The sequence below is a fragment of the Cellulomonas sp. 73-92 genome, assembly GCF_001898175.1.
GTDB lineage: Bacteria > Actinomycetota > Actinomycetes > Actinomycetales > Cellulomonadaceae > Cellulomonas.
The window spans coordinates 216,989-236,008 of record NZ_MKTH01000024.1 but is presented as its reverse complement, the minus strand read 5'-3'; the positions used below and the strand labels follow the sequence as shown (position 1 = coordinate 236,008).

Sequence of the window (19,020 nt, the reverse complement as noted above, 5' to 3'; positions counted from 1 at the left end):
CGCAAGACCCCCCGTGCCGTATACGTTGAAACTGGCGGGCGGTGCAGCCCGCCGCACGCGACCGGCGCGCTCACGTCCTGAAGGGCTGCCGGGTCCGGTCGGCGCCACAATGCCGCCGTGACGTTCGCGCAGCTGGCGGTCATCGGGCTGGTCGCCCTGCTGGGCCCCGTGCTGGCCTACCCGAAGGGCTGGCACCTGCCGATCGTCCTGGGCGAGCTCGTCGCGGGGATCGCGATCGGCCGGAGCGGCCTGGGCCTCGTCGATGCCGGCAACCCGTCCTTCTCGTTCCTCGCCGACATCGGGTTCGCCCTCGTCATGTTCGTCGCCGGCACGCACGTGCCGCTGCGCGACCCGGCGATGCGCCCGGCCCTGCGGTCGGGCGCGGTGCGGGCCGTCGTGGTGGGGCTGGTCGCGACAGGGCTGGCGGTCGGCGTCGCGCGGGTCGCGGGGATCCCCCACGTGCCGCTGTACGCGGTGCTCATGGCCTCGTCGTCGGCGGCGCTCATCCTGCCTGTCATCGACAGCCTCCGGCTCGGCGGCCCGCAGATCATCGGCCTGCTGCCGCAGGTGGCGATCGCCGACTCCGCGTGCATCGTGGCGCTCCCGCTGGCCATCGACCCGGCGCACGTGCCGCGGGCGGCGGCGGGGGCGGCGGCGGTGATCGGCGCGGCGGTCGTCGTCTGGCTGCTGTACCGGCAGGCCGAGCGGTCGGGCCTGCGCCGGCGCGCCCACAACGTGTCCGAGCAGCGGCTCTTCGCCCTCGAGCTGCGCATCCAGCTGGTGGTGCTCGCGGCCCTGGCGGCGCTCGCGGTCACGACGCACGTGTCGATCATGCTGGCCGGGTTCGCGTTCGGGCTGGCCGTCACGGCGGTCGGGGAGCCGCGGCGGCTGGCGCACCAGCTGTTCGCGCTGACCGACGGCTTCCTGTCGCCGCTGTACTTCGTGTGGCTGGGCGCCTCGCTCGACCTGCGCGAGTTCGGGAGCCATCCCGGGATGATCGCGCTGGGCGTCGCGCTCGGTGTCGGCGGCTGCCTCGCCCACCTCGTCGCGCGCCTGCTGCGCCAACCCGTCTCCCTCGGCATGCTCGCGGCCGCCCAGCTCGGCGTCCCGGTGTCGGCGGCGACCATCGGCACGCAGCTCGGGGTGCTGCGACCGGGGGAGGCGGCCGCGCTCATGCTCGGCGCGATCGTCACCATCGGGCTCGCGGTGGCCGGCGGCGGCCTCGCCGCGCGCGCCGGGATGGTGGCGGGCAGCGACCCAGGGCCGGCGGCGCCCAGCGCGGCGGCACCGGCGTGAGCGGCGCACGCAGCGCGCGGGCGCTGACGATCGACTACGACCGCTGGCTCGCCGACCGGATCACGGTGGTCCGCGCCGACGTCGCCCGCAAGCACGCGGAGATGCACGCCGACCGGCTCCGGTTCCTGCGCGGCACGTACTACCTGTGGCTGGCCCGGGTCGTCGAGCGGGCCGGCGGCGTCCTCGACACCGCGCGCGTGCCCCTCGTCGGCGACCTGCACGTGGAGAACTTCGGCACGTGGCGGGACGCCAGGCAGGTGCGCCGCTGGGGCGTCAACGACCTCGACGAGCTGGGGACGGGCCCGTGGCTGCTGGACCCGCTGCGGCTGGCGGTCTCGGCCACGCTCGCCCCGCACATCGCGATGGACGACGACGAGGTCTGCGACACGATCCTCGACGCCTACGCGCAGGCGCGGGGCGGCGCCGACGTCGCGGTGACCGAGCCCGGCGCGGCGCACCTGCGCGCGCTCGTGCCGCCGTTCGCCTCGCCCGCGAAGTTCTACGACGGGCTCGCCGGCGGCCACCCGGCAGCGGACCTGCCGGCGGCGGTGGTCGCGGCGGCCGTCGACGTCGCCGAGGCCGGCTGGCGGCCGACGTGGCACGTCCACGAGGCCGGGACCGGCTCGCTCGGCCACCGCCGGCGCGTCGGGGTCGGCCGGGCTGCCGACGGCCGGTGGCACGCGCGCGAGGTCAAGGAGCTCGGCCCGGGCACGGCCGTGTGGGCCGCCCGCCTCGACGGACGCCTCCCGCAGCCCGGCGAGGGGCTCTACGCCCGCGTCGTCGCAACCGTCCGGGGCCCGGCGGCGGCGGCCCGGGTGCTCGACTGGCAGGTGCGCGATCTGGCGCCGGACATCGTGCGCATCGAGCTCGCCGGCCTGCGGCCGAAGGATGCGTCGCGCCTGCTGCGCTCGATGGCGCGGGCGACGGCCGACGTGCACGCGACCGACCGGCCGGCCTGGAAGGCGGCGCGGGCACAGGCGCGGGCGCTGCGACGCAAGGACTTCCGGGCGCTGGTCGCGACGATGGCGGCCGTGGTGAAGGACGACTTCCGCTCGTACGACGCCTGACCGGTCGTCGCCCCGGTGTGGCCGCCCCGGGGCGTCGACGAGGTTCCCGACGAGCGGGACGGCCGCGGTGAGCCGACGATGGCGTTCGGGCCCGCTGCCGGCGGCCCACGACGTCGAGGGGAGGTGGTCGCCGTGACGTCCGCGGTCGTGGAGAGCCCGCACGGCATCGGCGACGCCCTGCGTGGCGCGATCGGCCTGGGCGGCGTGCTCGCCTTCACGGTGGGGCTGCTCGTGCTGCTCTGGCCGGGCCGGTCGGCGATGGTCGTCACCGCGATCGTCGCGGTGTACCTGGTCGTGGCCGGGCTGGGTTACGTCGTGGCGGCGCTGGGCAGCCGGGCGCGGAGCGGGTGGGGACGCGTGGGCCACCTCCTGCTCGGGGTCCTCTACGTCCTGGCCGGCGGGTTCGCGCTCAGCGACCTCTCGGCCGCGACGGCGTCCCTGGCCACGCTGCTCGGGCTCGTCGTCGGCGTGGTGTGGGTCGTCGAGGGCGTCGTCGCCCTCACGACGCTGCCGATGATGACGGGGTCGAAGGCCTGGACCGCCGTGTTCGCGGTGCTGAGCATCGTGGCCGGCGTCCTGGCGCTCCTGTCGCCGGTGTGGGCGGTGGCCACGCTGTGGTGGCTCGTCGGCGTCGTCCTCGTCGTGCTCGGCGTCGTGCAGATCGGCCGGGCGCTGGCGTGGCGCGTCGAGCCACGTCCCGTGCGCACCACCTTCGGGCCGCCCGCGCCGTTCCCGCGGCGCTGACCGGCCGTCAGACGCCCGGCGCGCCGCCCGGGCGGTCCGCCGCCCCGGCGCCCGCGGCCGGCACCACGGTCGGCGCGACGTGCGGCGCGTTGCGGATCCCGACGAGGCTGAGGAGGCCGCCGAGGGCGAACAGCGCGGCCGTCACCAGCAGCGCGGTGTGGAACGAGCCGACGCCGAGCGTCCCGCCGACGATGACCCCGGCGAGCGCGACGACGACGAGCCCCGCCACCCGTGCCACCGCGTTGTTGACCGCGGAGGCGATGCCGGCGTCGGCGGGCGGTGCGGACCCGAGCACCGCCGCGGTCAGGGGCGCCACCGTCATCGTCAGCCCGAGCCCGAACACCAGCATGCCGGGCAGCACCTGCGTCCAGTAGAACGCCCGCTCGTCGGTGCTGAGCAGGAGGAGGTAGCCGCAGGCGATGACGAGCGGCCCGGCGGTCATGAACAGCCGGGGGCCGTAGCGCCCGGAGAGCGCGCCGAACCGGCTCGACAGCCCGAACATGATGAGCGTCACCGGCAGCGAGGCGAGGCCGGCGGCGGTCGCGGGGTAGTGCGCGACCTGCTGCAGGAACAGCGTCACGATGAACCCGCCGAACCCGAGCGCCCCGTAGATCGCGGCCGTGGCGGCGTTGCCCCAGGCGAAGTTGCGGGCGCCGAAGAGGCGCAGCGGCAGCATCGGGTCGTCGGCTCGCCGCTCGGCGACGAGGAACGCGGCGAGGCCGAGCACGCCGACCGCCAGCGGGACGGACACCCGCCAGTCCGTCCACCCGAGCCGTTCGCCCTCGATGAGCGCGGACACCGTGCCCGCGAGACCGACGGCGGCCAGCACCGCGCCGCGTGTGTCGATCCGCCGGCCGGTGCGGACGGAGCCGGGGGCCACGCCGCGCAGCAGCAGCAGCGTGACCACGGCCGCGGGCACCGTGATCCAGAAGACCCACCGCCAGGACAGGTGGTCCACCAGCACCCCGCCGACGAACGGGCCGATGAGCCCGGCGATGCCGGAGTACGCGGTCCACCGCCCGATCGCCCGCCCCTGCGCCTCGCCCTCGAACGCGGACACGATCATCGCCAGCGAGCTCGGCACCAGCAGTGCGCCGCCGACGCCCTGGACCGCCCGCGCCGCGACGAGGACGGCCCCGGTCGGGGCGATCGCGCAGGCCGCGGACGCGACCGCGAACCCGACCAGGCCCGCGGCCAGCACGCGGCGGCGGCCGTAGACGTCCGAGAGGGACCCCGCGACGAGGATGAGCGAGCCGAGCGTCACCAGGTACGCGTCCACCACCCACTGCTGCAGCACGAGGGCCTGCTCGCCCGTCCCGGCCAGGTCGCGCGCGATGGCCGGCAGCGCGACGGTCACCACGGTCCCGTCGAGGAAGGCGATGAAGGTCGCCAGGATCGCGACGACGAGGACGCGGCGCTGGGCGGGCGTCATGGCCGCCTCGCCGCGCTCGTGCGCATGCCGGTCAGCCCGCCCGCTCGTCGGCCGGTCAGCCCTGGTAGTTCTCCACGACGGATGCGGGACGGACCGTCGCGCTCGCGGGGTCGCCGCCGGCGTCGCGCAGAGCCGCGCGCTGGCGCAGCAGGTCCCAGCACTGGTCGAGCTCCACCTCGATGGCCGCCAGGCGCGAGTGCTCGTCGTCGCGGGCGATCTGCCCCGCGGTCAGCTGCTCCCGCAGGCGCTTCTCCTCGTCGACGAGCGCGCCGATCCGGTGCGAGATCTCCGCGTCGTCGGCCATGTGGGCCCTCCTCGTCGTGCCGGACCGGTCGACGCAACTGTCACCCGGCCGCCGCCAGGTGGCAAGAGCGCCGGCCGGGCGGCTGGTGGATCGCGAGCCGCCGCGCCGTGGACCGACGAGCGACCGGCGCCGCCAGGCACCAGGATGTCGCTGATGCTCGTCGTCGACCTGCTGCTCCTCGTCATCCTGCTCGCCGCGTTCGCCGGCGGGCTCTCGCGCGGGTTCCTCGGCACCCTGGGCGGTCTGCTCGGCCTCGTCGTCGGAGGCGTCGCGGCGTTCTGGCTGGTGCCCCCCGTCAACGACGCGCTGCCGTCGAGCGCCTGGCGCGGCCCCCTCGTCGTCGTGGTGGCGCTCGCGCTACCGCTGCTGGGTGCCTCGCTCGGCGGCGCGGTGGGACGCGTCGCGCGTCGCGGCGTCGACCGCACGCCGCTGCGGGGCGTGGACCGCGTCCTCGGGGGCGTCGCGAACCTGGTCGTGGCCGCGATCGCGATGTCCTTCGTCGGGTCCGCGCTGGTCGCCACCGGGTCGCCGGTCGTGGCGCCCGCGATCGCGTCGTCGTCGGTGCTGCGCACGATCGACCGGCTCACGCCGGCGCCCGTCAGCCGCACGCTGGCGCAGCTGCGCAACGACGTGCTGTCCCAGGGGCTGCCGACGCTGGACGCGCTGCTGCCCGGCAGCGCGCCGCCGATCCCGGACGTCAACCTCGCCGACCCCGCGCTCGTGCAGGCGTCCCGCTCCGTGGCGCGGATCGCCGGCACCGCCTACGCGTGCGGCATCAGCTCCACCGGCTCGGGCTTCGTCGTCGCGCCCGGCCGGGTGATCACGAACGCGCACGTCGTTGCCGGTGTCGACCGGCCCCTCGTCGAGGTCCCCGGGCAGCGCGCGCGGCAGGGCCGGATCGTCTATCTCGACCCGGCGAACGACCTCGCCGTCATCGCGGTGGACGGGCTGACCGCCCCTCCGCTGCCGATCGTGCCCACGCTGGCCGCGGGCAGCGTCGCGGTGGTGCAGGGCTATCCCTACGGTGGCCCGCTGACGTCGGGCGGCGCCAAGGTGATCTCGGTGACGACGGCGCCGATCCCGGACATCTACGGCCAGGGGTCGCACGAACGTGAGGTGTACTCGCTGGCCGCCACGGTGCGTCCCGGCAACTCCGGCGGCCCGCTGCTGACCACCGACGGCAAGGCCGCCGGCATCGTCTTCGCCAGGGCCGACCAGGACCCGAACCTCGGTTTCGCGATGACGACGGCCGAGCTGATGCCGGTCGTGGCGCAGGCGGAGTCGCTCCGCACGGCGGTGTCCTCGGGGGCGTGCACGCGGTGATCACGCGGTGACCACGCCGGCGCACCCGCTCAGCCGCGGCGGGCCAGCCGGTCCTCCGGGTCCAGGCGGGCCAGGAGCGCCCCCGTGATGCTCTCGAGCTGGGAGACCTGCTCGTCGGTCAGCGCGTCGATGACCAGGGCGCGCGCGTTGACGACGTGCCCCGGCGCCGCGGCGACGAGCGTGTCCCACCCGGGCTCCGCCAGGTACGCGCGGGTCGCGCGGGCGTCGTCCGGGTCCGGGGTGCGCACGACGAACCCCCGGCCCTCCAGCCGTTCGACGACGTGCGAGAGCCGGGGGAGCGTCGCGCTGGTGCGCTGCGCGAGTGTGGTCATGCGCAGGGACCTGCCCGGTGCCTCGGAGAGCATCGCGAGCACCTGGTAGTCGAAGTGCGTGAGACCGGCGTCGCGGCGCAGCTGGGAGTCGAGCGCCGCCGGCAGCAGCTCGGCGACCGAGAGCAGGCCCACCCACGCGCGCAGCTGGTCGGCCGTCAGCCAGCGGACCTCGTCCGGCGTCGTCATGCGCCCAGCCTAGGCGAAAAGTTGACAGTACAAGCAAAGTCGCGGCCGGACATGGACGGCGGCGACGAGGTCAGGACCTTGGCCCTACGGTGGGGCCCGTGACCACTCCCGACGTCCCCGCGCGCGGCCTGGCTCGGCACGAGGTCCCCGAGCCGCTGCGCAACGACGTGCGCCTGCTGGGCGGATTGCTCGGCCGGGTGCTGCGCGAGACCGACGAGTCGCTGTACGAGGACGTCGAGAAGCTGCGCGAGCTGGCGATCCGGGCGCACGACGAACCCGAGCCCGCCGCGCTCGCGGAGGCCGAGGCCCTGGTGGCGGGCTTCACCCTCGAGCGGGCCGAGCAGGTGGCCCGCGCGTTCACCTGCTACTTCCACCTGGCGAACCTGGCCGAGGAGTACCACCGCGTCCGCGTGCTGCGCGAGCGCGAGGCCTCGCTGCCGCCGCAGCAGCTCGCGCCCGACGACTCGTTGCCCGCCGCGTACGCGCAGCTGGCGGCCGAGGTGGGCGAGGACGAGGCCCGCGCGCGGCTGCAGCGCCTCGAGTTCCGGCCCGTCTTCACGGCCCACCCCACCGAGGCACGGCGCCGGGCGGTGGCGCGGGCGATCCGGCGGATCGCGGCGCTCGTCGCGGAGCGCGACGACCGGCACCCCGGCGGCATGACGCTGGCCGAGAACGAGCGCAGGCTGCTCGCCGAGATCGACACGCTGTGGCGCACGTCGCCGCTGCGCGCCTCCAAGCCGACGGTGCTCGACGAGGTGGCCACCGTCCTCGACGTGTTCGACGCGACCCTGGCGGACACCCTGCCGGCGGTCTACCGCCGACTGGACGACTGGCTGCTCGGCGACCGCGCCGGCACCACCGCGCCCGTGGTGCGCCCCTGGGCGCGGCTCGGCACGTGGATCGGCGGCGACCGCGACGGCAACCCCAACGTCACGGCCGAGGTGACGCGCGCGGCGGCGGCGCTGGCCTCCGACCACGCCCTGGCGGCGCTCGAGGCCTCCGCGCGGGCCGCGGCCGACGGCCTGACGCTGGACGTCGGCAGCGCGCCGGCGTCGAGCGCGCTCACCTCGCTCTGGCAGCGGCAGCGCGCGCTGGCGGACGCGCTGACCGGCCGGATCGCGGCCGACTCGCCGAACGAGCCGCACCGGCGCGCGCTGCTGGTCATCGCGGACCGCATCGCCGCCACGCGACGCCGGGACGCCGACCTGGCCTACCGCGACGCGGACGCCCTCGAGGCCGACCTGGTCGTCGTGCAGGAGTCGCTGGCGCGGGGCGGGGCGAACCGCGCCGCCTACGGCCGTCTGCAGAAGCTGCGGTGGCAGGTGCGCACGTTCGGCTTCCACCTCGCCGAGCTCGAGGTGCGCCAGCACTCGGCGGTGCACGCCGCGGCCATCGCCGACGTCGAGGCCCACAGCATGGACGGCGTGCTGGCCCCGCAGACGCTCGAGGTGCTGGACACGTTCCGGGCCATCGGCACGGTGCAGCGCCGCTTCGGTGTCGCCGCGGTGCGGCGGTACATCGTGTCGTTCACGCAGTCGGTGGACGACCTGGCCGCCGTCTACAAGCTCGCGGAGTACGCCTACATCGGGGCGGACGACGAGATCCCGGTCCTCGACGTCATCCCGCTGTTCGAGACCCTCGCCGACCTGCGGCACTCGGTGCAGATCCTCGACGGCTCGCTCGCGCTGCCGCAGGTGCAGCGGCGGCTGAGCCAGACCGGCCGGCGCCTCGAGGTGATGCTCGGGTACTCCGACTCGTCGAAGGACGTCGGCCCGGTGTCCGCCACGCTCGCCCTCGACCAGGCGCAGCGCGAGATCACGGCGTGGGCGAGGGACCACGGCATCAGCCTCACGCTCTTCCACGGCCGGGGCGGCGCGCTGGGCCGTGGCGGCGGCCCCGCCAACCGCGCGCTGCTCGCGCAGCCGCCGGGCTCCGTGGACGGCCGCTTCAAGCTGACCGAGCAGGGCGAGGTGATCTTCGCCCGGTACGGCGACGCGACCATCGCGGCGCGGCACATCGAGCAGGTGACCGCGGCCACCCTCCTGCAGGGCGCGCCGTCCGTGGAGAAGCTCAACGCGGACGCCACCCGCCGGTTCGCCCACCTGGCGACGGCGCTCGACGAGGCCTCGCGCGAGCGGTTCCACGCGCTGGTGCGCGCGCCGGGCTTCCCGGAGTGGTTCGCCGAGGTGACGCCGCTGGAGGAGATCGGCCTGCTGCCGATCGGCTCCCGCCCGGCCCGGCGCGGCCTCACCGTCTCCAGCCTGGACGACCTGCGCGCCATCCCGTGGGTGTTCTCCTGGTCGCAGGCCCGCATCAACCTCGCCGGCTGGTACGGCCTCGGGTCCGGCCTGCAGGCGGTGGGCGACCCGGAGCTGGTCCGCACCGCCTACCAGGAGTGGCCGCTCTTCAACACGCTCATCGACAACGCCGAGATGTCGCTGGCCAAGACGGACGAACGGATCGCCGCGCGGTACCTGGCCCTCGGGGCGCGCGACGAGCTCGCGGCGGCCGTGCTGGACGAGATGGCGCTGACGAAGAAGTGGGTCCTGGCCGCCACGGGCGCCCAGGCGATCCTCGAGAACCGCAAGGTGCTCGGGCGCGCCGTCCAGCTGCGCAACCCCTACGTGGACTCGCTGAGCCTGCTGCAGCTGCGCGCGCTGCGCGGGCTGCGCACCGGTGAGACCTCCGAGCACGCCGACGACCTGCGCCGCCTGCTGCTCATCAGCGTCAACGGCGTGGCCGCCGGGCTGCAGAACACCGGCTGACGCGCCGGCCCGTGCGCGGGCCGGGGGCCGGTCAGCCCGGGAGCGACAGCACCGCCGGCACGGGCGAGCCGCTGGCGAGCGTCTCGAGCACGAGCCGCTCGTGCGGCACCACCGGCTCGGGCAGCTCGTCGAGGGGGAACCAGCCCATCGCGGCAGCCTTGTCGACCTCGCGGACCGTGGGCACCCCCCGCCAGCGGGTCGCCGTGAAGAAGACGTCGACGCGCTGCTCGACGGCCGGGCCGCCGCGCTCGAAGCGGTGCAGCACGGTCAGCGGGACCAGGTCGGCGGGGTCGATGTCGATGCCGGCCTCCTCGGCGGCCTCGCGCACCGCGGCCTCGTGGACCGACTCCCCGGGGTCGACGTGCCCCGCGAGCGTCGCCCAGTGGCCGTCCATGTACCCGGTGCCGCGGCGCAGCTGGAGCAGCACCTCGTGGTGCTCCGCCCCCGGCCGGCACAGCACCACGTACGCGGCCGCGACCAGCAGCGTGCGGCCGTCGAGGTGGGAGTCGGGGGCGTACCGCTGCGGCGCGTCGTCCATGTCCCGGAGTCTGGCACGGTGGCGCTCTAGGCTCGCAACCGTCGATGACGAGGAGGCCGCGATGAGCGAGCAGGGGTACGGCGACTTCGAGTTCGAGCGCCGCTTCGTCGTGCGGGACGTGCCCGCCGGCCTGCTGGAGACGACGCCCGCGCTCATCGTGCAGAGCTACCTGCTGTCCGACGAGGGTTACGCGGTCCGCGTCCGCGCGCAGGTGCCGGGCGTGCCGGCGCAGGTCGACCCGGCCGCCGACGAGCTCGCGCTGCTGGAGGCCCACGTCGACGGCGTCGACTTCGGCGCCATCACGGTCAAGGGCCCGATGGTGGCCGGCACGCGGTACGAGGCGGAGCGGGAGATCGACCCCACCGTCGCGGTCGAGCTGGTGCGCCGCGGCGGGCAGCGCGTCGCCAAGCTGCGGCACGCGATCTGGCTCGGCGAGGACGGCTGGGTGATCGACGTCTTCGCCGGCCGCAACGCCCCGCTCGTCATCGCCGAGGTGGAGCGGGGCGGCCCCGTGACCGACCTGGCCATCCCGACGTTCGCCGTCACCGAGGTGACGGTGGACCCGCGGTTCGCCAACGACGCGCTGGCCAGCAGGCCGTACTCGACGTGGGCCGACGACTTCGCCGCCGAGCTCGCCGCCCGCGGGCCGACGTTCCTCACCGAGCTCGGCACCAACCGTCGGGTCGACATCTAGGCACGGCCTCTGCCGCTCCGCCGACGGGGTGCCCTACGGCATCCAGCGGCGGTGCCCGGTGGCCCGGGCCCGGCGGGCCGCGCGTCGGGCGTCGTCCTCCGCGCGCGCGGCCGCGCGCGCGGCGCGCTCGGCGAGCCGGTCGTAGGCGGACAGGTCCTCGCCCGCGGCACCGGCCTGCGTGGCGACCTCGGCGAGCACGGCTCGGACGAGCACCGCGTCGTGCTGCCGGCCGAGCGTCTCCTGGACCCGCTCCGCCCGCTCGACGCTGCGCCCGGCCGGCGCGCCCACGAGCTCGGCCGCGTAGCGTGCGCGCCGCGCCTGGCGACGGGCGGCGTGCAGGGCGGCGTCGCGCTCGTCGTGCCCCGCCGCGTCGGCTGCCGCCAGCGCGCGGTCGAGCCGGCGCCACTCCCGGGCGGCGCGGTGGAGGATGCGGCCCTCGTCGGGCGACCAGGCACCGAGGACCGCGGCATCGAGGTCCGCCAGCAGCCGGCCGTGCGCCGCGGACCGCAGCTGGCGGCGCAGGACGACGAGGCCGGCCTGCCGGGCGGCCAGCCGGTTCTCCACCAGGCGGGCCCGCGCCCGGCCGTCGTCGTGCGGCAGGGAGTCGAGCGCCTCGCGCAACCAGGTGAGCTCGACGGCGGGGTCCCGGACGGCGCCGAGCGTGCGGCCGACGCCGCGCAGCCCGTCGCGCAGCCGGGTACCGTCCGCCACCAGCGGCGCGCAGACGCCGAGCGCGGTGCGCAGCCGGCGTGTCGCGGTGCGGGCGTCGTGGACCGCGTCGTCGTCGCCGGCGGTGGCCGCCGGGCCGAGACTGCGCAGGCGGGCGGCCTGCAGGGCGACGTACCCGCGCGCGAGCTCCGCCACCGCGTCCCGCGTGCCGCCCATGGCCCGATCCTGGCCCTCGGCCTCCTGCCCGTCGCGCGATGCGCCTCCTAGACTGGCGGACCGGCGACGGCGGGAGGTGGCGTGGTGCGGACGAGGGCCCGGCGACGCCTCGTCGCGCTCGTGGTCCCCGCGCTCGTCCTGCTGGCCGGGTGCACCGCCGGCACCGGTCCGTCGCCCGCGGTGACGACGCCCACCGGCGCGCCCCCGTCGCCGTCGCGCACGTCCGGGCCGCTGCCGATCCGCGCCGTCGCTCCGGCCGAGCCGGCGGTGGTCGTCGACGTCACGGACCCGGTCCAGGCGGCGCTGGCCGCCAGCCGCGCGCTGTACGCCGCCGCCCCGGTCGCCGTGCTCGCCGCCGCCGACGACACCGCCGGGCAGCTCACCGCGGCATCTGCCGCGGTCGCGCTGGGGGCGCCCCTGCTGCTCACACCGCCCGCTGCAGCGGCGTCCGGCGGCGTCACCGAGCCGGGCCTCGCGGCCGAGCTGACCCGCCTGCGCACCGTCGCCGTGCTCGTCGTCGGCCCGGCCCCCGCGCCGCGGGGCGTGGTCGTCGTGCGGCTGCCCGGCGGGGCGGGCGGCGCCGCCCTGACCCGTGCGACCGGCGCGGCCTTCGGATCGACGGCGCCGGTGGCACCCGGCGACGAGGCCGCGGCCGTGGGTCGCCTGGCCCGCCCGCGCCCCACCGTCCTGGCCGCCTCGGCGACCGCCGTCGTCGTCGGCGCGGTCGCGGCGGGGGACCCGGGACCGGGACGGACGCAGCCCGTGCTGGCGAGCCCGGTGCTCGCCGCGGCCGAACCGCTGGTCCCGACGCTGCCGCGCACGAGCCCACCCGCCGCCGTCGCCGCCACCGTGGCGCTCACCGGCGCCGGGACCGTGCCGCCGGCCGTGCTGGCGACCGTCCGCGCGGCCGGCCTGCCGCTCGTCGACGCCCCGGGGGCGGACCCGCGCGCCACCTCGTCGGCCGTCCAGGCGCTCGCGCGGGCCACGCCGGCCCACGTCCTCGCCCTCGGTGCCGCGTTCGGCCCCGGCGATCGCCTGGCCGAGCGCGTCGCCACGGCGACCACCGGCGTCGAGCTGCCGGGCGGCGGCCAGCTGTACTTCCCGCAGGACGAGGCGCTGCCCGGCAAGCGGTACGTCTCCATCTACGGCAGCCCGGGGACGCCGGCGCTCGGCGTGCTCGGCGAGCAGGACGTGCCCGCGACGATCGCCCGCGCGCAGGCGCACGCCGAGCCCTACCGCGCGCTGACCGCCGACACCGTGGTCCCGGGCGTCGAGATCATCGCGACCATCGCCTCCGCCGGCCCCGGCACGGACGGCAACTACTCCCAGGAGCGACCCGTCGCAGACCTGCTGCCGCTGGTGCAGGCGGCCGGGGCGGCCGGCATGAGCGTGGTGCTCGACCTGCAGCCGGGGCGCACCGACTTCCTCACGCAGGCGCAGGAGTACCAGCCGCTGCTCGAGCTGCCCTACGTGAGCCTGGCGCTGGACCCCGAGTGGCGGCTGGGGCCTACCCAGGTGCACCTCAAGCAGATCGGCCACGTTGACGTCGACGAGGTCAACGCGGTGTCCGCCTGGCTGGCCCAGCTCGTCCGGGACCACCACCTCCCGCAGAAGGCGCTCGTGCTGCACGAGTTCGCGCTGAGCATGATCGCCGGCCGGGACCGCCTCGACACCTCGCACGACGAGCTCGCGGTCGTGATCCACGTCGACGGCCAGGGCAGCCAGCCCGCGAAGGTCGGCACGTGGAACGCCATCCGGCAGGGTGCGCCGGCCGGCGTCCACTGGGGGTGGAAGAACTTCTACGACGAGGACAAGCCGGCGATGCTCGACCCCGTCGGGACGTACGCGATCCAGCCCACGCCGGACCTCGTGACGTACCAGTAGGGCCCTACGCTGGCAGCGTGATCGAGCCCGGCGCCACGCAGCTGCTGACCCCGGTCGCGCAGGACTACCTGAAGGTCATCTGGTCCGCCCAGGAGTGGAGCGACCGGCCGGTGACCACCAAGGCCCTGGCGGCGCGCCTCGGCGTCGGCACGTCGACGGTGTCCGAGACCGTGCGCCGGCTGGTCGACGCCGGGCTCGTCAGCCACCAGCCGTACGGCGCGGTCGGCCTGACCGAGCTGGGCCGCGCGCACGCCCTGCAGATGGTGCGCCGCCACCGGCTCCTCGAGACCTTCCTCGTGGCGCAGCTCGGCTACGCGTGGGACGAGGTGCACGACGAGGCGGAGGAGCTGGAGCACGCGGTCTCGGACGCGTTCGTCGAGCGCGTCGCGACCCTGCTCGGCAACCCGGACCGCGATCCCCACGGCGATCCCATCCCGGGCGCGGACGGCACGGTGCGGGTGCCGCCGGCGCACACCCTGTGGGAGAGCGCGCCGGGGCGGTGGCGGGTCGCGCGGATCTCCGACGCCGACCCGGACCTGCTGCGCTACGTCGCCTCGGTCGGCCTCGTCCTCGACGCGGACGTCACGGTGGCCAGGCAGGACGTCGCCGGCGTGGTGTCGGTGACGTTCGCCGACGGCGCGCGCGTCGACCTCGCCGAGCCGGCGGCGTCGGCGATCTGGCTCACCGCCCCGTGACGCCCGGTCAGCGCTTGAGGAGCGTGCCGAGCACGGAGCGCGTGATCTGACGGCCCAACGGGCTGTTGGCGGCGCGCAGGATCGTGTCGAACGCGCTGGGCTCCGGCCGTGACCGGCCGCCCGGCGCGCGCTCGGCCCGCGCCGCCTGCTGGTCGGCCTTCGCCTGCGCCTCCTGGTCGGCCTGCGCCTGCTCGTCCGCCGCGGCCTGCTGCGCCTTGGCGGTGAGGATCTCGTAGGCGGACTGCCGGTCGACAGCGGTGCCGTAGGTCGCCTGCAGCGCCGACGCGGCGACGGTCGCCACCACGGTGGCCTCCGGCGCGGCGGCCATCGACGCCTGCGGCGCGCGCAGCCGGGTCCAGGCGACCGGGGTGGGCGTGCCGCGGTCGCTCAGCACGGTGACGATCGCCTCGCCGGTGCCGAGCTGCTGCAGCGTCTGCTCCAGGTCGTACGACGAGGTGGGGTAGGTGCGGGCGGCGGCGCGCAGCGCGGCGGCGTCGTCGGGCGTGAACGCGCGCAGGGCGTGCTGCACCCGGCTGCCGAGCTGGCCCAGCACGTCGGCGGGCACGTCCTTGGGCGACTGCGTGACGAACACGATGCCGACGCCCTTCGAGCGGATCAGCCGCACCGTGCGGATCACCTCGTCGAGGAACTCCTTCGAGGCGTCGGCGAACAGCAGGTGCGCCTCGTCGAAGAAGAAGACGAGCTTCGGCTTGTCCGGGTCGCCCACCTCCGGCAGCGCCTGGAACAGCTCGGCCAGCAGCCACATGAGGAACGTGGAGAAGAGCGCCGGGCGGTCCTGCACCGCGGCGAGCTCCATCGCCGAGATCACGCCCCGGCCGTCGGCGGCCGTGCGCATCAGCTCGGAGACCTCGAACGCCGGCTCGCCGAAGAAGGCCTCCGCGCCCTGGGACTCGAACGTCACCAGCTCGCGGAGGATGACGCCGGCGGTCGCGGGGGACAGGCCGCCGATGCCCTTGAGCTCCTCCTTGCCCTCGTCGGACGTCAGGTAGGTCACCGTCTCGCGGAGGTCCTTGAGGTCGAGGAGCGGCAGCCCCTTCTGGTCGGCCCAGTGGAAGATCAGCCCGAGGCTCGACTCCTGGGTCTGGTTGAGCCCGAGGACCTTGCTCAGCAGCAGCGGTCCGAACTCGGAGATCGTCGTGCGCACGGGGACGCCGTGCCCCAGGCCGCCGAGCGCGTAGAACTCGACCGGGAAGGCCGCCGGCGCCCACTGCTGGCCGAGCGCCTGCGTGCGGGCGGTGAGCTTGTCGCTGGGCGTGCCCGCGACGGCCAGGCCGGTGAGGTCGCCCTTGATGTCGGCCACGAAGACGGGCACCCCGGCCGACGACAGCTGCTCCGCCATGAGCTGGAGGGTGCGGGTCTTGCCGGTGCCGGTGGCGCCGGCGACGAGCGCGTGCCGGTTGAGCATGCCCAGTGGCACGGCCACCTGCGCCGACGGCACCGGGGTGCCGTCCTCGAGCAGGGCGCCGAGCGCGAGCGTCGGGCCGGCGAACGCGTAGCCCGCGGCGACGCTCTGCGCCAGGGCGCTGCCCGACGAAGCCGGAGCGGCCGGTGCCGGCGCGGCGGCTGGTGGCGGGACGGGAGTGCCGCCGGCCGGCGCGACGTCCGCCGCGCCGGCGCCCTGCTGGGCCGCGGCGAGCTCGGCCTGTGCCGCGGCCGCGGCGGCCTCTGCCGCCTGGGCACGGGCCTCGGCCGCCGCGGCGGCGGCACGGGCGGCCGCTGCCTGCAGGTCGGCGAGGCTGGGCTGGGCCGATTCGTCCGGGTTCTGCGACATGGCCGCAGTCTAGGAGCGGGCCGTCAGGCCGCACCCGGGGCGACATGGTCTCTGACCTGCGAACCGGGCGGCGCGACCGTCGGGCCCGGCCGGTGCGGGGCGAGCCGGTGGCCTGGCCCGCGGTCAGGGCCGGGACCGCGCCGCCGATAAACTCCCGGGGTGACGTCGTCGCAGGAGATCCCCACCACCGCGGGCACCGAGACACCCTTCCGGTACACGCCCGCCCTCGCCGCCCAGATCGAGGCCCGCTGGCAGGACGAGTGGGACGCGCGCGGCACCTTCTCGACGCCGAACCCGATCGGCGACCTCACCGACGCCCACGGCCGGAACGCCGACCCGGCGAGCCGCGCCTTCTTCGTCATGGACATGTTCCCGTACCCCTCGGGGGCGGGCCTGCACGTGGGTCACCCGCTGGGGTACATCGCCACGGACGTCGTCGGCCGCTTCCGTCGCATGCGCGGGGACAACGTGCTGCACGCGCTCGGCTTCGACGCGTTCGGCCTGCCGGCCGAGCAGTACGCGGTGCAGACCGGGCAGCACCCGCGGACGACCACCGAGGCGAACATCGCGATCATGCGGCGTCAGCTGCGCCGCCTCGGGCTGGCGCACGACCCGCGCCGCAGCTTCGCGACCATCGACCCGGGCTACATGCGCTGGACGCAGTGGATCTTCCTGCAGATCTTCAACGCCTGGTACGACGAGTCCGCGCCCCGCCCCGACGGCGGCGTCGGCCGCGCGCGGCCCATCGCCGAGCTCGAGGCGGGGCTGCTCGCCGGGACCCGTGCGGTGCCGGACGGTGTCGACGGCGTTCCCGCCGGCTCGTCGTACGCCGCGCTGACGCGCACGCAGCGGCGCCGCGTGCTCGACGCGCACCGCCTGGCCTACCTGAGCGACACCCCGGTCAACTGGGCGCCCGGCCTGGGCACGGTCCTCGCGAACGAGGAGGTCACGGCCGACGGCCGCTCCGAGCGCGGCAACATGCCGGTGTTCTCCAAGAACCTGCGGCAGTGGAACATGCGCATCACCGCGTACGCCGACCGTCTCGCCGACGACCTGGACCGCATCGACTGGCCCGAGAAGGTCAGGCTGATGCAGCGTCACTGGATCGGGCGGTCCACGGGCGCCACGGTCCGCTTCGACGTGGTCGGCGGCCGGCTGCTGGAGGTCTTCACCACCCGGCCGGACACGCTGTTCGGCGCGACGTTCATGGTGGTCGCCCCCGAGCACCCGCTGCTCGACGAGGTCCCGGCCGCGTGGCCGGACGGCACCCGGTCGGCGTGGACGGACGGGTACGACGACCCCGCGGCGGCGGTCGCGGCCTACCGCGCGTTCGCCGCCGGCCGCTCCGCCGTGGAGCGCCAGGCTGACGCCGGCCGCAAGACGGGTGTGTTCACCGGTCACCTGGCGATCAACCCGGTCAACGGCGACCTGCTGCCGGTCTTCACCGCCGACTACGTCCTCATGGGCTACGGCACCGGCGCGATCATGGCGGTCCCGGGCGGGGACGAGCGCGACTTCGCGTTCGCCCGCGCCTACGAGCTGCCGGTGGTCTACACGGTGGAGGGCGAGGACGACGAGTCCGCCCGCTCCGACCACGGCACGGTCATCAACTCCTCGAACGACGAGATCAGCCTCGACGGGCTGCAGGTGCTCGAGGCGAAGGCCCGGATCATCGCCTGGCTCGCCGCGCGTGGCCAGGGCGAGGAGCGGACCACCTACCGGCTGCGCGACTGGCTGTTCAGCCGGCAGCGCTACTGGGGTGAGCCCTTCCCGGTGGTGTACGACGAGGACGGCCTGCCGATCGCGCTGCCCGACTCGGCGCTGCCCGTGACGCTGCCCGAGGTGCCGGACTACTCGCCGCGCCTGTTCGACCCCGAGGACGCGGACTCCGAGCCGGAGGCACCGCTGGGCCGCAACGAGGACTGGGTCGCCGTCACGCTCGACCTGGGCGACGGGCCCAGGCAGTACCGCCGCGACACCAACACCATGCCCAACTGGGCCGGCTCGTGCTGGTACTACCTGCACTACCTCGACCCCGAGCACGCGTCCGGCCAGGTGATCGACCCGGCGCTGGAGCGGTACTGGATGGGGCCCGGCCACGGCGAGCAGCCCGAGGGCTCGATCGGCGGCGTCGACCTGTACGTCGGCGGCGTGGAGCACGCGGTGCTCCACCTGCTGTACGCGCGGTTCTGGCACAAGGTGCTCTACGACCTGGGGTACGTCACCGCCGGCGAGCCGTTCTACAAGCTCTTCAACCAGGGCTACATCCAGGCGTACGCCTACACCGACGAGCGCGGGGTATACGTGCCCGCCGAGGAGGTCGAGGAGGACGTCTCGTCGGCCACCGGCTACTCGTGGCGGGGCGAGCCGGTCAACCGCGAGTACGGGAAGATCGGCAAGTCGCTGAAGAACGTCGTCTCGCCCGACGACATGTACGCGGCCTACGGCGCCGACACGCTGCGCGTCTACGAGATGTCGATGGGCCCGCTGGACCTGTCGCGGCCGTGGGAGACGCGGGCCGTCGTCGGCGCGCAACGGTTCCTGCAGCGGCTGTGGCGCAACGTCGTCTCGGAGGAGACGGGCGCGACGACGGTGGTGGACGACGAGCCCACGACCGAGACGCTGCGCGTGCTGCACCGCGCGATCGCGGACGCCACCGAGGACATGGCCGCGATGCGGGTCAACACCGCGATCGCCAAGCTCATCGTCCTCAACAACCACCTGACGACGCTGGACCGGGTGCCGCGTGCGGCCGTCGAGCCCCTCGTGCTCATGACGGCGCCGATCGCGCCGCACATCGCCGAGGAGCTGTGGTCGCGGCTGGGGCACGACGAGTCGCTGACGTACCACCCGTTCCCCGTCGCCGACCCGGCCTACCTCGTCGAGGAGACCGTCACCTGCGTGCTGCAGGTGGCCGGCAAGGTGCGCGGCCGCGTCGAGGTGTCGCCGGCGGCGACGAAGGACGAGCTGCAGGCGCTCGCGCTGGCTGATCCCGGGGTGCAGCGGGCGCTCGACGGCCGCGGTGTGCGCACCGTGGTCGTCGTGCCGCCGAAGCTGGTCAACGTGGTCCCGGCCTGAGCGCG

At 75.6% G+C, this 19,020-nt stretch carries 15 protein-coding genes; 9 read left to right on the top strand and 6 right to left on the bottom strand.

Annotated elements, in window-relative coordinates:
* The first annotated feature begins 117 nt into the window (after positions 1 to 117).
* The 3 genes from BGO37_RS16520 to BGO37_RS16510 all read left to right on the top strand — a co-directional run bounded on the left by BGO37_RS16520 (position 118) and on the right by BGO37_RS16510 (position 3,107).
* The gene (locus BGO37_RS16520) at positions 118 to 1,296 is read left to right on the top strand and encodes a cation:proton antiporter (RefSeq protein WP_291756704.1); all 1,179 of its coding nucleotides are present in this window, start codon (positions 118 to 120) and stop codon (positions 1,294 to 1,296) included.
* Positions 1,293 to 2,363, top strand: a complete 1,071-nt coding sequence (locus BGO37_RS16515) for a DUF2252 family protein (RefSeq protein WP_291756701.1) — start codon at positions 1,293 to 1,295, stop codon at positions 2,361 to 2,363. The genes BGO37_RS16520 and BGO37_RS16515 overlap by 4 nt, the downstream gene beginning before the upstream one ends.
* Before the next feature lie 132 nt (positions 2,364 to 2,495).
* The gene (locus BGO37_RS16510) at positions 2,496 to 3,107 is read left to right on the top strand and encodes an HdeD family acid-resistance protein (RefSeq protein WP_291756700.1); all 612 of its coding nucleotides are present in this window, start codon (positions 2,496 to 2,498) and stop codon (positions 3,105 to 3,107) included.
* 7 nt (positions 3,108 to 3,114) lie between these two features.
* Here BGO37_RS16510 and BGO37_RS16505 read toward each other — a convergent pair whose 3' ends face one another.
* Together BGO37_RS16505 and BGO37_RS16500 are read right to left on the bottom strand one after the other, a co-directional pair.
* Positions 3,115 to 4,539 carry an MFS transporter gene (locus BGO37_RS16505; protein WP_291756698.1) on the bottom strand — a complete coding sequence of 475 codons (1,425 nt, stop codon included), beginning with the start codon at positions 4,537 to 4,539 and terminating at the stop codon, positions 3,115 to 3,117.
* Between the two features lie 55 nt (positions 4,540 to 4,594).
* Positions 4,595 to 4,843, bottom strand: coding sequence for a DUF2630 family protein (locus tag BGO37_RS16500; RefSeq protein ID WP_291756697.1), 249 nt, complete (start codon positions 4,841 to 4,843; stop codon positions 4,595 to 4,597).
* Positions 4,844 to 4,996: 153 nt separating this feature from the next.
* Here BGO37_RS16500 and BGO37_RS16495 point away from each other — a divergent pair, with 153 nt between their 5' ends.
* Positions 4,997 to 6,166 (top strand): MarP family serine protease, encoded by a 1,170-nt coding sequence (locus BGO37_RS16495; RefSeq protein WP_291756694.1) that lies wholly within the window; start codon positions 4,997 to 4,999, stop codon positions 6,164 to 6,166.
* A gap of 29 nt (positions 6,167 to 6,195) precedes the next feature.
* Here BGO37_RS16495 and BGO37_RS16490 read toward each other — a convergent pair whose 3' ends face one another.
* Positions 6,196 to 6,684, bottom strand: a complete 489-nt coding sequence (locus BGO37_RS16490) for a MarR family transcriptional regulator (protein ID WP_291756692.1) — start codon at positions 6,682 to 6,684, stop codon at positions 6,196 to 6,198.
* 98 nt (positions 6,685 to 6,782) lie between these two features.
* On the opposite strand from BGO37_RS16490, the gene BGO37_RS16485 reads away from it, so the two are divergent.
* On the top strand, positions 6,783 to 9,449 hold the full coding sequence (locus tag BGO37_RS16485) for a phosphoenolpyruvate carboxylase (protein ID WP_291756690.1): 2,667 nt from the start codon (positions 6,783 to 6,785) through the stop codon (positions 9,447 to 9,449).
* A gap of 31 nt (positions 9,450 to 9,480) precedes the next feature.
* Here BGO37_RS16485 and BGO37_RS16480 read toward each other — a convergent pair whose 3' ends face one another.
* Positions 9,481 to 9,987 carry an NUDIX domain-containing protein gene (locus tag BGO37_RS16480; protein ID WP_291756688.1) on the bottom strand — a complete coding sequence of 169 codons (507 nt, stop codon included), beginning with the start codon at positions 9,985 to 9,987 and terminating at the stop codon, positions 9,481 to 9,483.
* A gap of 61 nt (positions 9,988 to 10,048) precedes the next feature.
* Here BGO37_RS16480 and BGO37_RS16475 point away from each other — a divergent pair, with 61 nt between their 5' ends.
* On the top strand, positions 10,049 to 10,681 hold the full coding sequence (locus BGO37_RS16475) for a hypothetical protein (RefSeq protein ID WP_291756685.1): 633 nt from the start codon (positions 10,049 to 10,051) through the stop codon (positions 10,679 to 10,681).
* A gap of 33 nt (positions 10,682 to 10,714) precedes the next feature.
* On the opposite strand, the gene BGO37_RS16470 is transcribed toward BGO37_RS16475, so the two are convergent.
* Entirely contained in the window at positions 10,715 to 11,566 is an 852-nt protein-coding gene (locus BGO37_RS16470; protein ID WP_291756683.1) for a CHAD domain-containing protein, read from the bottom strand.
* An 84-nt stretch (positions 11,567 to 11,650) separates the two neighbouring features.
* On the opposite strand from BGO37_RS16470, the gene BGO37_RS16465 reads away from it, so the two are divergent.
* Both BGO37_RS16465 and BGO37_RS16460 read left to right on the top strand, forming a co-directional pair.
* Positions 11,651 to 13,450 (top strand): hypothetical protein, encoded by a 1,800-nt coding sequence (locus tag BGO37_RS16465; RefSeq protein ID WP_291756681.1) that lies wholly within the window; start codon positions 11,651 to 11,653, stop codon positions 13,448 to 13,450.
* 17 nt (positions 13,451 to 13,467) lie between these two features.
* The gene (locus tag BGO37_RS16460) at positions 13,468 to 14,145 is read left to right on the top strand and encodes a metal-dependent transcriptional regulator (protein ID WP_291756679.1); all 678 of its coding nucleotides are present in this window, start codon (positions 13,468 to 13,470) and stop codon (positions 14,143 to 14,145) included.
* Between the two features lie 7 nt (positions 14,146 to 14,152).
* Here BGO37_RS16460 and BGO37_RS16455 read toward each other — a convergent pair whose 3' ends face one another.
* Positions 14,153 to 15,937: a helicase HerA-like domain-containing protein gene (locus BGO37_RS16455; RefSeq protein WP_291756677.1), complete on the bottom strand. Its 1,785-nt coding sequence runs from the start codon at positions 15,935 to 15,937 to the stop codon at positions 14,153 to 14,155.
* 159 nt (positions 15,938 to 16,096) lie between these two features.
* On the opposite strand from BGO37_RS16455, the gene leuS reads away from it, so the two are divergent.
* Positions 16,097 to 19,015 (top strand): leucine--tRNA ligase, encoded by a 2,919-nt coding sequence (gene leuS, locus BGO37_RS16450; RefSeq protein WP_291756675.1) that lies wholly within the window; start codon positions 16,097 to 16,099, stop codon positions 19,013 to 19,015.
* Positions 19,016 to 19,020 lie beyond the last annotated feature (5 nt).